The organism is Pseudomonas sp. URMO17WK12:I12 (assembly GCF_000514395.1).
Lineage (GTDB): Bacteria > Pseudomonadota > Gammaproteobacteria > Pseudomonadales > Pseudomonadaceae > Aquipseudomonas > Aquipseudomonas mucoides.
Genome location: NZ_AZVV01000012.1, coordinates 128,204 through 143,315 on the forward strand (window position 1 = coordinate 128,204; position 15,112 = coordinate 143,315).

9 protein-coding genes are annotated in these 15,112 nt (G+C 61.2%); 6 read left to right on the plus strand and 3 right to left on the minus strand.

The features are described from left to right. The first annotated feature begins 5 nt into the window (after window positions 1-5). The 4 genes from ptsP (at window position 6) to D882_RS0117845 (ending at window position 7,203) form a co-directional block, all read left to right on the plus strand. Window positions 6-2,867: a phosphoenolpyruvate--protein phosphotransferase gene (gene ptsP, locus D882_RS0117830; RefSeq protein WP_027924476.1), complete on the plus strand. Its 2,862-nt coding sequence runs from the start codon at window positions 6-8 to the stop codon at window positions 2,865-2,867. Next, window positions 2,867-3,808 carry a 1-phosphofructokinase gene (pfkB, locus tag D882_RS0117835; protein ID WP_027924477.1) on the plus strand — a complete coding sequence of 314 codons (942 nt, stop codon included), beginning with the start codon at window positions 2,867-2,869 and terminating at the stop codon, window positions 3,806-3,808. The genes ptsP and pfkB overlap by 1 nt, the downstream gene beginning before the upstream one ends. Before the next feature lie 11 nt (window positions 3,809-3,819). After that, window positions 3,820-5,559: a PTS fructose-like transporter subunit IIB gene (locus D882_RS0117840; RefSeq protein ID WP_027924478.1), complete on the plus strand. Its 1,740-nt coding sequence runs from the start codon at window positions 3,820-3,822 to the stop codon at window positions 5,557-5,559. A 102-nt stretch (window positions 5,560-5,661) separates the two neighbouring features. Beyond that, entirely contained in the window at window positions 5,662-7,203 is a 1,542-nt protein-coding gene (locus D882_RS0117845) for an alkaline phosphatase (RefSeq protein ID WP_027924479.1), read from the plus strand. Between the two features lie 131 nt (window positions 7,204-7,334). Here the strand turns inward: D882_RS0117845 and D882_RS0117850 are convergent, their stop codons facing one another. Together D882_RS0117850 and D882_RS0117855 are read right to left on the minus strand one after the other, a co-directional pair. Next, the gene (locus tag D882_RS0117850; RefSeq protein ID WP_027924480.1) at window positions 7,335-9,863 is read right to left on the minus strand and encodes a sulfite reductase flavoprotein subunit alpha; all 2,529 of its coding nucleotides are present in this window, start codon (window positions 9,861-9,863) and stop codon (window positions 7,335-7,337) included. Window positions 9,864-10,118: 255 nt separating this feature from the next. Next, entirely contained in the window at window positions 10,119-12,437 is a 2,319-nt protein-coding gene (locus D882_RS0117855) for a TonB-dependent siderophore receptor (RefSeq protein WP_027924481.1), read from the minus strand. 207 nt (window positions 12,438-12,644) lie between these two features. Between D882_RS0117855 and D882_RS0117860 the strand changes: the two genes are divergently transcribed. After that, window positions 12,645-13,325 (plus strand): Fe2+-dependent dioxygenase, encoded by a 681-nt coding sequence (locus D882_RS0117860; RefSeq protein WP_027924482.1) that lies wholly within the window; start codon window positions 12,645-12,647, stop codon window positions 13,323-13,325. Continuing rightward, the gene (locus D882_RS0117865; RefSeq protein WP_027924483.1) at window positions 13,322-14,083 is read left to right on the plus strand and encodes a tetratricopeptide repeat protein; all 762 of its coding nucleotides are present in this window, start codon (window positions 13,322-13,324) and stop codon (window positions 14,081-14,083) included. The genes D882_RS0117860 and D882_RS0117865 overlap by 4 nt, the downstream gene beginning before the upstream one ends. Here D882_RS0117865 and D882_RS0117870 read toward each other — a convergent pair. Next, window positions 14,080-15,081: an alpha-xenorhabdolysin family binary toxin subunit B gene (locus D882_RS0117870; RefSeq protein ID WP_155953737.1), complete on the minus strand. Its 1,002-nt coding sequence runs from the start codon at window positions 15,079-15,081 to the stop codon at window positions 14,080-14,082. The genes D882_RS0117865 and D882_RS0117870 overlap by 4 nt on opposite strands. Between the last annotated feature and the right edge of the window lie 31 nt (window positions 15,082-15,112).

The following is a 15,112-nucleotide window of genomic DNA, read 5'->3' on the forward strand; positions in this document are numbered from 1 at the left end:
AAAGCATGCTCGAGCTCACTCTAGAGCAGATATCCATGGGCCAGTCGGCTGTGGATAAATCCGCTGCGTTGCAGCTACTGGCCGAGCATCTGGTTGCCGATGGCCTGGTCGCCGACGGGTACCTGGCCGGGTTGCAGGCGCGTGAGGCTCAGGGCTCGACTTTTCTCGGTCAAGGTATTGCCATCCCTCACGGTACACCGCAAACCCGCGACCTGGTGTTTTCCACTGGCGTGCGGCTGATGCAGTTTCCCGAAGGCGTGGATTGGGGCGACGGCCAGATCGTGTACCTGGCGATCGGCATCGCGGCCAAGTCCGACGAACATTTACGCTTGCTGCAACTGTTGACCCGCGCCCTCGGCGAAACCGACCTGGGCCAGGCCTTGCGTCGCGCAAGCTCCGCCGAGGCCTTGTTGAAACTGCTGCAAGGCGCGCCGCAGGAATTGGCGCTGGATGCGCAGATGATCGGCTTGGGTGTGTCGGCCGATGACTTCGAAGAACTGGTCTGGCGTGGCGCGCGGTTGCTGCGTCAGGCTGATTGTGTGAGCAACGGTTTCTCCGCCGTGTTGCAACAGGTCGAAGCGTTGCCCCTGGGCGATGGCTTGTGGTGGTTACACAGCGAACAAACGGTCAAGCGCCCGGGTCTGGCCTTCGTCACCCCGGACAAACCGATTCGCTACCTTGGCCAGCCGCTCAGCGGTCTGTTCTGCCTGGCCAGCCTCGGTGAAGCCCATCAGGCCTTGCTCGAACGTCTGTGTGCGTTGCTGATTGAAGGCCGTGGCCACGAACTGGGCCGCGCCACCAGCAGCCGCAAAGTGCTCGAAGTCCTTGGCGGTGAATTGCCGGCGGACTGGCCGAGCGCGCGCATCGCACTGGCCAACGCCCACGGCTTGCACGCGCGCCCGGCGAAGATCCTCGCCCAGCTAGCGAAAAGTTTTGAAGGCGAAATTCGCGTGCGCATCGTCGACGGCCAGGACAGCGCGGTGTCAGTGAAGAGCTTGAGCAAACTGCTCAGCCTCGGCGCCCGTCGGGGTCAGGTGCTGGAATTCATTGCCGAGCCGAGCATCGCCGCCGATGCCTTGCCGGCCTTGTTGGGCGCCATCGAAGAAGGCCTCGGCGAAGAAATCGAGCCGTTGCCAGCCGTGAGTCAACAACGCGAAGAAATCGCCGAGATAGCCGAAGTGCTGCTCGCCCCGGCGTCCGGCAGCCTGATTCAAGCCATCGCCGCAGCGCCGGGCATTGCCATCGGCCCGGCGCATGTTCAAGTGTTGCAAACCATCGAATACCCGCTGCGCGGTGAGTCGGCCGCCGTCGAGCGCGAGCGTCTCAAACAGGCGCTGGCGCAGGTGCGTCGCGACATCGAAGGCCTGATCGAGCGCAGCACCTCCAAGGCGATCCGCGAGATTTTCATCACTCATCAGGAAATGCTCGACGACCCGGAACTGACCGATGAAGTCGACACCCGCCTCAAGCAAGGCGAAAGCGCCGAAGCGGCGTGGATGGCGGTGATCGAAGCGGCGGCAAGACAGCAGGAATCGTTGCAGGATGCGTTGCTCGCCGAACGTGCGGCGGACTTGCGCGACATCGGCCGGCGCGTGCTGGCGCAACTGAGCGGCGTCGAAACGCCAAGCGAGCCGGACCAGCCTTACATTCTGGTGATGGACGAAGTCGGTCCGTCCGACGTCGCGCGTCTCGATCCGGCCCGTGTCGCCGGCATTCTCACGGCTCGCGGCGGCGCCACGGCGCACAGCGCCATTGTCGCCCGGGCGCTGGGTATTCCGGCGCTGGTCGGTGCTGGCGCGGCGGTGTTGCTGTTGGCGCCGGGCACGCCGTTGCTGATTGACGGCCAGCGCGGGCGCCTGCATGTGGACGCCGATGCACTGACCTTGCAACGCGCCATCGAGGAACGCGACACCCGTGAACAGCGCCTGAAAGTGGCCGCTGAACAACGTCATCAACCGGCGCTGACCACCGATGGCCACGCGGTCGAAGTGTTCGCCAACATTGGCGAGAGCGCCGGTGTAGTCAGTGCGGTAGAGCAGGGTGCCGAAGGCATTGGCTTGATGCGCACCGAGCTGATTTTCATGGCCCATACGCAAGCGCCGGATGAGGCCACTCAGGAAGTCGAATACCGTCGCGTCCTCGACGGTCTGGCCGGTCGGCCGCTGGTGGTGCGCACCCTCGACGTCGGTGGCGACAAACCGCTGCCGTATTGGCCGATCGCCAAAGAAGAAAACCCGTTCCTCGGCGTACGCGGTATTCGCCTGACCCTGCAGCGCCCGAAAATCATGGAAGCGCAATTGCGCGCCCTGCTGCGGGCCGCCGACAACCGCCCGCTGCGGATCATGTTTCCAATGGTCGGCAGCGTTGATGAATGGCGTCAGGCGCGGGACATGACCGAGCGCTTGCGCCTGGAAATCCCGGTCGCCGACCTGCAACTGGGGATCATGATCGAAGTGCCGTCGGCGGCATTGCTGGCACCGGTGCTGGCCAAAGAGGTCGACTTCTTCAGCGTCGGCACCAACGACCTGACCCAATACACCCTGGCCATCGACCGTGGCCATCCGACCTTGTCCGCACAGGCCGACGGCTTGCACCCGGCGGTGCTGCAACTGATCGACATCACCGTGCGTGCGGCGCATGCCCATGGCAAATGGGTCGGCGTCTGCGGCGAGTTGGCGGCCGATCCGCTGGCGGTGTCGGTGCTGGTCGGTCTGGGGGTGGACGAACTCAGCGTGTCGGGGCGCAGCATTGCCGAGGTCAAGGCGCGCATTCGCGAACTCAGCCTCGCCCAGACGCAAATTCTCGCCCGACAGGCCCTGGCCGTGGGCAGCGCCAATGAAGTGCGCGCATTAGTGGAGGCTCTGTAATGGCCCGGATTTTAACCCTGACCCTCAACCCGGCGCTGGACTTGACCGTTCAGTTGCCGCGCCTTGAACCCGGTCAGGTCAACCGCAGCGACGCCATGCACACCCACGCCGCCGGCAAAGGCATAAACGTGGCGCAAGTGCTGGCGGACCTGGGTCATCAGCTCACCGTCAGCGGTTTTCTTGGGGAAGACAATCTACAGGCGTTCGAAACCCTGTTTGCCAAACGTGGTTTTGTCGACGCGTTCATCCGCGTTCCCGGCGAGATTCGCAGCAACATCAAACTGGCGGAAAGCGACGGGCGCATCACCGACGTCAACGGTCCGGGGCCGCGAGTGAGTGAAGCGGCGCAGCAGGCGTTGCTCGATCGTCTTGAGCAGATCGCACCGGGCCATGATGCTGTGGTCGTCGCCGGAAGCTTGCCGCTGGGCGTCAGTGCGCATTGGTTGCAGGCGTTGATCGTGCGCTTGAAAAAACTCGGGTTGAACGTCGCCCTCGACACCAGCGGTGAAGCGTTGCGTTCTGCACTCAAGGCCGGCCCATGGCTGATCAAACCGAACACTGAAGAGCTGGCCGATGCGCTCGGCTGTGAGGTTGTTTCGGTCGCGGCACAAGCCGAAGCCGCGAGTCGCTTGCACGTTCAAGGCATTGAGCATGTGGTGATATCCCACGGTGCCGATGGCGTGAACTGGTTCAGCGTCGGTTCGGCGCTGCATGCCACGCCGCCCAAGGTCAGCGTCGCCAGCACGGTGGGCGCGGGCGATTCGTTACTGGCCGGCATGCTCCATGGTTTGCTCAGCGCCGACACGCCTGAACAGACCCTGCGCACCGCCACGGCGATTGCCGCGATGGCGGTCACCCAGATCGGTTTCGGCATCGGCGATGCCGCGCAATTGGCGCAGCTCGAACAGGGCGTGCGCGTGCGCCCCCTGACAGAACAATAAGAGGGATTGTGATGAAGTTAGCCATTGTTACGGCCTGTCCGAACGGCATGGTCACCAGTGTGCTGTGCGCCCGTTTGCTCGATGCGGCGGCTCAGCGTCAGGGCTGGATGACGTGCGTTGAAGTGGTGGATGCGACGCATCCGGAGCGTCAGCTGTCGGCGGCCACGATCGAGGGTGCGGAGTGGGTGTTGCTGGTGACCAGCGTGCCGGTTGACATGACGCGATTCGTCGGCAAACGCGTGTTCCAGTGCACTCCGGCGCAAGCCCTGCAAGATGTTGAAGCGGTGCTGCGGCGCGGTGCTCAAGAAGCTCAGGTGTACGTTGCCCCTGACGCGGTCGCCGAGTCCGCCGTCCTCACTAAGAACGCGCCTCGACTGGTCGCGATCACCGCGTGCCCGACCGGCGTCGCGCACACGTTCATGGCCGCCGAAGCCCTGCAACAAGCCGCCAAGCGTCTGGGTTACGACCTGCAAGTGGAAACCCAGGGCTCGGTCGGTGCGCGCAATCCGTTGAGCGCGGCGGCGATTGCAGATGCCGACGTGGTGCTACTGGCCTGTGATATCGAAGTCGCCACCGAGCGTTTCGCTGGCAAGAAAATTTACCGCTGCGGCACCGGCATTGCGCTGAAACAGGCCGAGGCGACGCTGAATAAAGCGCTGGCCGAAGGTCGGCAGGAAAGCGCTGCCAGCGGCGCCAACGGCCCGGTCAAGCAAGAGAAAACCGGCGTCTATAAACACCTGTTGACCGGTGTGTCGTTCATGCTGCCGATGGTGGTGGCGGGTGGCTTGATGATCGCGCTGTCCTTTGTGTTCGGTATCACCGCGTTCAAGGAGCAGGGCACGTTGGCGGCGGCGCTGATGCAGATCGGCGGCGAGACCGCGTTCAAGTTGATGGTGCCGCTGCTGGCGGGTTACATCGCCTACTCGATTGCCGACCGGCCGGGCCTGGCGCCCGGGATGATTGGCGGTCTACTGGCGAGTACCCTCGGGGCCGGTTTTATCGGCGGGATCATTGCCGGTTTCATCGCCGGTTATGCGGCGCAGGCGATCAACCGCTACGCGCGTTTGCCGCAGAGTCTCGAGGCGCTGAAACCGATCCTGATCATCCCGTTGCTGGCGAGTCTGTTCACCGGCCTGGTGATGATTTACGTGGTCGGCAAACCGGTGGCCGGGATGCTCGAAGGGCTGACCCACTTCCTCGATAGCATGGGCACCACCAACGCGATTCTGCTCGGTGTGTTGCTGGGCGGCATGATGTGCGTGGACCTTGGCGGGCCGATCAACAAGGCGGCTTACGCGTTCTCGGTGGGCCTGTTGGCGTCACAGAGCTATGCACCGATGGCCGCGACCATGGCCGCCGGCATGGTGCCGCCGATTGGCCTGGGCATCGCCACGTTCATCGCACGGCGCAAGTTTGCCCAGACCGAGCGCGAAGCCGGTAAAGCGGCGTTGGTGCTGGGGTTGTGCTTCATCTCTGAAGGCGCGATTCCGTTTGCGGCGAAAGACCCGCTGCGGGTCATCCCGGCGAGCATTGCCGGTGGTGCACTGACCGGGGCGTTGTCGATGTATTTCGGCTGCAAGCTGATGGCGCCGCACGGTGGTTTGTTTGTGCTGGCGATCCCCAATGCGATCAATCATGCGCTGTTGTACCTGCTGGCGATTGTCGCCGGGAGCCTGCTGACGGCGGTGGCGTATGCGCTGCTCAAACGGCCTGAAACGGTGGAGCAGGCACTGGAACCCGCCAACGCCTGATACCAATCCCTGTGGGAGCGGGCAAGCCCGCTCCCACAGGGATTGCCTTTCACACCAGCGTCATGGGTATGTGCTTTAGTTTTCCTTTTCAGGGAGAACACCATGAGCGAATTCGACCTCGGTCGCCGTCGGGTCATGCAAGCGGTGGGCGCCGGGCTGTTGTTGCCAGGGCTGGCGCCGGCTGTGATCGCTTCGGTCAAGGATCGTCCGCAACTCACTGACGGCGTGCAGTCCGGCGACCTGCTGGGCGACCGGGCGATGGTCTGGAGCCGCAGCGACCGCCCCGCGCGAATGGTCGTGGAATGGGACACCCGCAGCCTGTTCAGCAACCCGCGCCGGTTTGTCTCGCCACTGGCGGATGCGCGCACCGATTTCACTGCGCGGGTCGAACTCACCGGCCTGCCTGCCGATCAGGCGATTTTCTATCGCGTGACCTTCGAAGATGCCCAAAGCGGTGTCGCCAGCGAACCCTGGTTTGGCCATTTGCGCAGCGTGCCGCAAACCCGCCGCGACATTCGTTTTGTCTGGAGTGGCGACACCGTCGGCCAGGGCTTCGGCATCAACCCGGACATCGGCGGCATGCGCATCTACGAAGCCATGCGATTGCGCCTGCCGGACTTCTTTATCCACAGCGGCGACACCATCTACGCCGACGGCCCGGTGCCCGCGCAACTGCCCACTGAAAGTGGTCGGGTGTGGCGCAACATCACTACCGAAGCCAAGAGCAAGGTCGCGCAAAACCTCGACGATTTTCGTGGTAACTACCGCTACAACCTGATGGACGAAAATATCCGTCGCTTCAACGCCGAGGTTCCGCAGATCTGGCAATGGGACGACCATGAAGTGGTGAACAACTGGTCGCCGGGCAAGCAACTCGACGCGCGCTATCAGGAGAAAGATATCCACAACCTGGTCGGCCGCGCACGACAGGCCTGGCTCGAATACGCTCCGATGCGTTTGCAGAGCGCCGATCACGGCGGGCGGATTTATCGCAAGCTCAGCTATGGGCCCCTGCTCGATGTGTTTGTGCTCGACATGCGCAGTTACCGCGGCGCCAACGACGACAACCTCGGTGCGGCAAAACCCTTTCTCGGGCGCGAGCAACTGGACTGGCTCAAGCAGGCATTGAAAGGCTCGCAAGCCCAATGGAAAGTCATCGCTGCCGACATGCCGATTGGTTTGGGCGTGCCCGACGGTGAAGTCAGCCCGGGTGTGGCGCGCTGGGAAGCGGTCGCCAATGGCGACCCGGGACCGGCCCAGGGGCGTGAACTGGAAATCGCTGAGTTGCTGGGTTTCCTGCGGGCGCAGCAGGTACGTAACTTCGTGTTTTTGACGGCGGACGTGCATTACTGCGCAGCGCATCACTACCACCCGGATCGTGCCGCGTTTCAGGACTTTGAACCGTTCTGGGAGTTTGTCGCCGGGCCGCTGAACGCCGGGAGTTTTGGGCCGAATCCGCTGGATAAGACGTTCGGCCCGGAGGTGGTATTCGAGAAGGCACCGCCGGCGCAGAACACTTCACCGTTTGCCGGGTTTCAGTTTTTTGGCGAGGTGAATATTGATGGGCAGACGGGGGAGATGAGCGTGGTGTTGCGGGATCTGGATGGGGTCAGTGTGTTTGAACAGAAGGTGCAACCGGTCTAATGGTTGCACGCCTGCCCCCCCTGTAGGAGTGAGCCTGCTCGCGATTGCGGTACAACAGCCAACAGATATGTTGAATGTTAAACCTAAACCGTCATCGCCGGCAGGCTCACTCTTACAGGAGATTAGTGGTGTCAGTAGACGTCGCGACGGTAGCGGCCTTGTTCGATCAGGCGATCGACTTCAGCAATCCCGAGCACTTCATTGAGCACGTGATCCACACCCGACGCCATCCCTTGCAAGCTGCCGCAGATGTAGATGACGGCACCATCAGCCAACCATTGCTTCAACTCATCCGCCGACTCGCGCAGGCGATCCTGAACATAAATCTTCTCGGCCTGATCTCGCGAGAACGCCAGGTCCAGTCGCTCCAGGTCGCCTGAAGTCAACCACTCCTCCAACTCATCGCGGCACAGGTAATCGTGTTCCCGATTGCGCTCGCCAAACAGCAGCCAGTGCCGTTGTTGCCCGTCGGCAATGCGCGCCTTGAGCAAACTGCGCAGCCCGGCCAGACCGGTGCCGTTGCCCAGCAGGATCATCGGCACCGGCTCGGCCGGCAGATGGAACCCGCTGTTGCGCCGCACTCGCAGGCTGAGGGTGCCCCCCACGGGAGCGTGTTCGGTCAGCCAGCCGGAGCCGATGCCCAGGCTGCCATCGGCGTGCATTTCCTGGCGCACGATCAGTTCCAGAAGGCCGTCAGCCGCAATCGAAGCAATGGAGTATTCGCGCATGGCCAACGGCACCAGCGCATCGACCAGTGCCTGAGCGTGCAGGCCGACCAGATGGGCTCGGTTCTCCGGCAGCTGACGCGTGGCGAGGGCTTGCTCCAGCGGTTGTGACAAGCCATCCAATGCAACCGCAGCGCGCCCGTCGATGCCCAGGCCATCAAGGAAGTGCTCAATGGCCCACGGGCAGTTACGAGGCAACACTTCCACCAGATCACCCGCCAGCCAACTGCTGGTGGACGGGGCGGCGAGGCCCAGCAAGTACACCGGCGAGCCAATGCTGTCCGGGTTCATCAATTCGCGGCGGGTCAGCGTCCAATTGTCGTAGCTCAGTGCCTGCCAGGTGTCGACCGGTGCTTGCCCGGTCAACAGGCCCAGTTGTTGTTGCCAGTGGCGCAAGGCGTACGGATCGCCGCTGTCGACTTCCACCGGGGAGAACAAGGTTTTTCCGCCGTGCTCGCCCAGCCAGGTGTGCAAGCGTCGGGCGAAACCGCAGAAGTGTTGATACTGGCGATCACCCAGGCCGAGCACCGCGTAGTTCAAACGCTCAAGGTTTGATGCCCGCCCCAGCACCTTGCGTTCGAACCCGCGCGCACTGTCCGGTGCTTCACCGTCGCCGAAGGTACTGACCACGAACAGCGCGTTAGTGGCATTCAACAGATCCTGTTCACTGACACTCGCCAGCGGCTGCACGTTTACCGGCACGCCGGCGGCCTGCAATTGGCCGGCGGTCTGCCACGCCAATTGCTCTGCAAATCCACTCTGGCTGGCGAACCCGATCAGCCATGCCGGTGCATCGCTACCCGGTTGTTCGAGACCTTTGCGCGCGTCCTTGATCTGCTTTTTCTTGCGGCGACGATCGAGGTACAGCATCCAGCCGGTGACGAAAAACAACGGCATGGTCAGTGCGGTAATCGTCAGGATGATGCGCCCGACAATGCCGAAGTAGCTGCCGACATGCAGTGCATAAATGCTGGTCAGCAATTGCGCCTTGAGGCTCTTGTCGCTGTAGCGATCATGCTGCTTGACGATGCCGGTCGCCGGATCGAGGGTGATCTGGTTCAGGGCGCGGTCGTGGGGCGAGGTTTTCAGCAGGTAGAACACCGTCGCCGGCTGGCCGGCCACGGGCGGCATACGGATGTTGTAGGCGCTGAGTGCCGGGCCCGCGGCGCTGTAGATGCTGCTCCAGATGGCCGCGTAGTCGGCGGTGGGCGCCGGACCGCTTGGCACCGGGCCACGACCACCGCGCACGCGCTCGTTTTGCGGGGCGTCGGAGAGCAATCGGGTCAGGCCTTTGTTGTACCACTCATACGACCAGGACAACCCGGTCAGCGCCGCCAAGAGGTAAAACACCAGGCACCAGGTGCCGGCTACCGAGTGCAAATCCCAGTTGAAGCTGCGGCCTTTTTTCTTCCAGTCCAGGGTCAGCCAGGCCCGCCATTTGTTCCACTGGCGCGGCCAGCGCAGGTACAGGCCGGACAGGCAGAAGAACACCAGGATCAGCGTGCACGCGCCAGTGATGTTGCGACCGGTGTCGCCGATGGCCAGGAAGCGGTGCAATTGCAGCACGAAGCCGAAGAAGTCCTGGCCGGTGGCATCGCCCATGAGCTCGGCGGTATACGGGTCGACGTAGCGCATTTCGCCGCGGCGCTGGCCCGGTGGCGGGGTGAAAAACACCTTGGCCGCATGGCCGCTGTCGGTCTCGACGGAAAGCATCGAGACTTTTTTGCCGGACGCGGCTTCGATGCGCTCGACCAGTTCGACGGGCGGCAGGACGCCGGCGACCTGCTTCTCGACCTGCAACACGGAGGGGTTGAGCACGTTCAGGATTTCATCCTGAAACGACACCGTCGCCCCGGTGATGCCCATCAGGGCCAGGACCAGCCCGGCGCTGATGCCGAAAAACCAGTGCAACTGGAACAGGGTTTTCTTCAACACGTCACTCGCCTTGTTCGTTCAAAAAATTATCATCACGGCGCGCATTATGCCGTGGGTTGTCGAGAAACATTCTTTTTTACGCACAAAAGCCCCGTTCATGGAGATGAACGGGGCCTCACCCTGATTTCAGTCTTCACCCCCATTCCTGCAGGCGCGAGCCTGCTCGCGATGGCGGCGTATCAGCCAACATCAATGTTGAATGTGGCTCCGTCGTCGCGAGCAGGCTCACTCCTACAGGTGTTGTAGTGACTGCAATCAGAAGTGGAAGTTGGTGCTCAGCAATGCCGTACGGCCCGCCGCCTGGTTGGCGAAGTGGGTCGAGAAGGCCTTGTCGTAGTACGTTTCGTCGGTCAGGTTCTGTACGTTCAGTTGCAGATCGACGTTTTTGCTCAGCTTGTAGGCCGCCATCGCGTCGTAACGAACGTAGGAATCAACCATGGTGGTGTTGGCCACGCTGCCGAAGACATCGTCGACATAGAACGCACCGCCACCGATGGTCAGCTTCGGTGTGACCTGATAGGTCGTCCACAGGCTGGCGCTGTTTTTCGGTGTGTTAGGCAGTTCGTTGCCATCGTTGGCGGCGCCCAGCGGGCCGCCGTCGACTTGCTCGCTGTCCATGTAGGCGTAACCGGCGAACACTTGCCATTTGTCGGTGAGCTTGCCGGTGGCCGACAGTTCGACACCTTGCACGCGGGTTTTGCCGGCGTTTTCATAGCTTGTGGTGTCGACCTGAACGCGGGCGTTGTCTTTCTCGGTGCGGAAGATGTCGGCGGTCAGGGACAGGCGATCATTCATCAAGTCCCACTTGGTACCGATTTCGTAGTTCTTGGTGGTTTCCGGTTCCAGGTCGCTTTTCAGCAGGTTGCCGTTGCGATCCGGCGTGCCGCCCAGCGGGTTGCCTTCCGAACCTTCGCCCAGGGTGTTGCCCGGTGGCGTGGCCGACGTCGCGAAGGACGCATAGATGCTGCCATTTTCCGCCGGTTTGTACACCACACCGAACTGACCGGTGACGAACTCGCTGGTGTCATCGCCCTTGGACGTGGTCACGCTGGAACTGTTGAAGGTTTTGTAGTCGGTGTCGAAATGGTCGTAACGCAGCCCCATGTTCACCAGCCACTGCTGGGACAATTCCAGGGTGTCGAACACATACAGCGCATAGGTGTTGGCCTTGGTGTCGGTGCCGGCGTAGTTACGCGAGATCGCACCGTTCCAAGGATCTTTCGGGTTCGGGTTGGACAGCGAGGTGCAGTTGTAACCACTTGGCGCGCCGATCAATGCCGGGGAGCAGTTGGTGGTGGCTGCGGCTGTTCGCGGGGTGGTGTCGGTGTTGACGTTGTACGAGGACTTCTGGTTTTCCTCGTGGGTGAACTCGATACCGGTGGCGAAGCTGTTCTTGAACCCGGCGATGTACAGGTCACCAAACAGATCGGTCTGGTTGGTCGTGGTCTCGGTGTTGCTGACACGGGTGTTGGCCCGACGCCAGACGCTGCCATTGTTGACGTTGCCCTTGCTGTCGTCCGGCTGGGTGAGGATGTAATCCTGCATGCTGGTGCCGTGACGCAGGGTGTTCTTGACGGTCAGCGCGTCGTTCAGGTCGTGTTCGATGGCGAAGGTCGCGGTGTCGGTGCGGCCCTTGCGGAAGTCACGGTCGTTCAGGCCGTAGAAGTTTGAGCTGTCGCCGCCATCGTTCGGTTTGTCCGGATTGGACTTGGTGCGCGCAGCCGAACCGGCCACCGGGATGGTGTACGGAATGCCCGAGTCCGGGGTGTCGTTACTTTCCAGATGGTAATAGTCGAGGTTCACGCGGGTGTCGGTGCCCAGGCCGAAGGCCAGCGACGGCGCGATGCCCCAGCGGTCGTAGTCGACGCTGTCACGGCCAGCGACGTTGCTCTCGTGGCTCATCAGGTTCAGACGGCCGGCGGCGGTGTCGGTGAACTGGTAGTTGCTGTCCAGGGTGAAACGCTGGGTCTGGTCCGAACCCCAGGTAAAACCCGCGTCATTCGAGTCGCCCAAGTGGGCTTTTTTGCTCACCAGGTTGATGCTGCCGCCGGCAGCGCCACGGCCGCCAATGGCCGAGTTCGGGCCTTTGCTGACTTCAATCGATTCGACGGCGAAGATCTCGCGGCTCTGCGAACCGGTGTCGCGCACGCCGTCCAGGTAAGTGTCGCCCTGGGCGTCGAAGCCACGAATGAACGGACGGTCGCCCTGCGGGTTGCCGCCTTCACCGGCACCGAAGGTGATGCCCGGCACGGTGCGCAGCGCGTCCTGCATGTTGAGGGCGCCGGTGTCCTTGAGGACTTGTTGCGGAATGACAGTGATCGAGCGCGGGGTGTCTACCAGCGGCGCGGTGTACTTGGGCGAGGAGGCTTTTTCGACGTTGTAGGAAGTCTCGTCCTGGGCCTCGCCAGTGATGGCGGTCGCGCCCAGCGAAATCACATTACCCGGTGCTTTTTCGTCGGCTTTTTCCGCCGCGAAAACCATATGGCCCGCGGAGCCGGCAGTAATCGCCATGCCAATGGCCGATGCGAGCAAACGTGGTGAACTGACCGGTACGTGTGGTTGTTGACGTGACATTTGAATTCCCCTCCCCAAGGATTTGAGGACGCGGAATATAGGGTAGACGCGTATTTGTATCAATTGCGAAACGTTATTATTCGCGAAGAATTTACATTCTTTACAATTTAACCTTACGGTTTTTGCTGTTTCGTCCGTCGTTAAGGTTTTACATGGGCAATAAGAATCAATACCATTAGCACCCCTTTGGTCCCAGGTGCCTTTGCCATGCTGCTGCACATTCCCGGCTTGTTCGCGAAAGAAGAAGTGCAGCGCATCCGCGAGGCTCTGGCCCAGGCCGATTGGGCGGACGGCAAGATCACCGCCGGCTATCAGTCGGCCAAGGCCAAGCACAATTTGCAGCTGCCTGAAGGCCATCCGCTGGCCATGGAAGTCGGCGCGGCGATGTTGGAACGGCTGTGGAAAAATCCGCTGTTTATGTCAGCGGCGTTACCGCACAAGGTTTTTCCTCCGTTACTGAACTGTTACACGGCCGGCGGCAGTTTCGATTTCCATATCGATAACGCGGTGCGCCAGCCCAAAAACAGCATCGAGCGCGTGCGCACTGATCTGTCGGCAACGCTGTTTTTCAGCGAGCCTGAGGACTACGACGGCGGTGAGCTGGAAATCCAGGACACCTTCGGCACGCAACGGGTGAAGCTGCCCGCCGGCGATATGGTTTTGTATCCTGGTACCAGTCTGCACAAGGTCAACGCGGTCACCCGTGGCACGCGTTACGCCTCTTTTTTCTGGACGCAAAGCCTGGTGCGCGAAGACAGTCAGCGCGCCTTGCTGTTCGAGATGGACGGCGCGATCCAGCAGCTGACCCAGGACATGCCCGATCACCCCTCGCTGATCCGCCTCACCGGCACGTATCACAACCTGTTGCGTCGTTGGGTCGAGGTATGACTTATCAACTGCGCAGGGAGGAAGTTCTCAACGGTGATTCGCTCAAGGCCATGCTGGCGCAAAGTCCGGCGCGCGCGGCCCAGGCAATTTTGATCGCGGCTCGCGAAGGCGTACTCGATGCTCAGGCGCTGCTCGGGCAAATCCTGCTGGACGGCAACGGCATCGCGCAGGATCAGCCGTTGGCATTGCGCTGGTTCGAAATCGCCGCCCGTGGCGGGCACCTGATGGCGCGCAACATGCTTGGCCGTTGTCACGAACACGGCTGGGGGCGCGCGGCGGATGCCTCGGTTGCCGCGCGGCATTACCGAATCGCTGCCGAAGCCGGGCTGGATTGGGCGATGTACAACTACGCCAATCTGCTGGCGACTGGGCGCGGCGTCGCCGAAGATCAGGCGCAAGCATTGGCGTTGTATCGCCGAGCCGCCGAGTTGGGCCACGCCAAATCCATGAACCTGTTGGGGCGCTATCTGGAAGACGGCGAGGCATGCATCGCCGATACACTCGCGGCGCGAATCTGGTATCGACGATCTGCCGAAGGCGGAGATTTTCGGGGGCAGTTCAGTTATGCGGCCCTGCTGGCCGATGACGGGCATGTTGACGAATCGTTGTCCTGGCTACGTCGGGCATTGGCCGCCGGTAACCAGAACTTTTTGCGGGTGAGTGGGGAGGCGCTGAGCAACGCCCTACACCCCAGGATTCGAGCGATGGCTCAGGAATATCACCAACGAGCGTCCCAACTCGCTCAGCCAATGGGTTAACCGCGCAGCCACTGGCCTTTAAGGTTTTCCAGGTAGCGCTTGAAAGGCTTGGCTTGCGCTATCAGCTTCCGGCCCTTTTTGACGACATCGCTCTGGGCATCCTCGGTGATAGCCTCAAGAAACAGCCTCAACGCTTCGACAATGTTGCTCGTTTCATCCGCATATGTATTGCGGGGTTCGATCACCTTTGTCGTATCGGTCAGCTGTTTGACTTTCTTGTCGTTGTCGCTCATTTGGGTGACTAGCGAGTCCAGGCGACCTTGCCGATCTTTTAGACGAACACGAAGCGTAGTTCGAGCTTTAATCAAACCCTGGTATTTGATCAGTTCGTTTGCCTCATCAAGAAACTTGTTCGCCACCACCAGACCGGCCTTCAATGCAGCGGCTTGAGGTGTTTCAGGTCGATTACCGATCATCCCGGTCAATTGCTCAAAAAGAGGTTTCAGGCGGTCAATGAAGCTGAGGCTTTCAAACAGGCGGATTGCTTCATTCAAGACCCTTTCATCTTCGAGAAGCGAATCCACAGGGGGTTTTTCTTTTTCCAGTTCTGCAGCCAGCACTTCGCGAGCTTCCACCAGTTCGGCAATCCTGAACCGGTTATTACTGATGGAGGAGTACCTGACACTGTAGATGGCGTGGCTAAGTTCTGCTTGAACCTCATCCAGCTTGTCAGTGCACAGGGAGATTAACTTTCTGGCTATTTCGGTATAGGACTCAATGGCGATTCTGGTGGGCGGGTTTTTTTCGCCTGCTGACAGTATGTCCAGCGCTTCCAGCGTCTCATTGAGCGCCGTGGTTTCAAGGCTGATAATCGCAGAAGTTAATGTTTTGGACGCGGCCAGGTCCGTAGCAGTGATTTTGGCATTCAGCTGTATCAGTTCATTTCGCAGTGATTCAATATACAAGTCAGCAGAGCCGATAATGGCTTGGTAACGAATGGTTTCTCGGCTGTCGCGAATAAGCGACATAGCTGGCGCAATATACGATGGCGTTGTCATAAATATCCTTATTTATAATGATTTAGGTCGG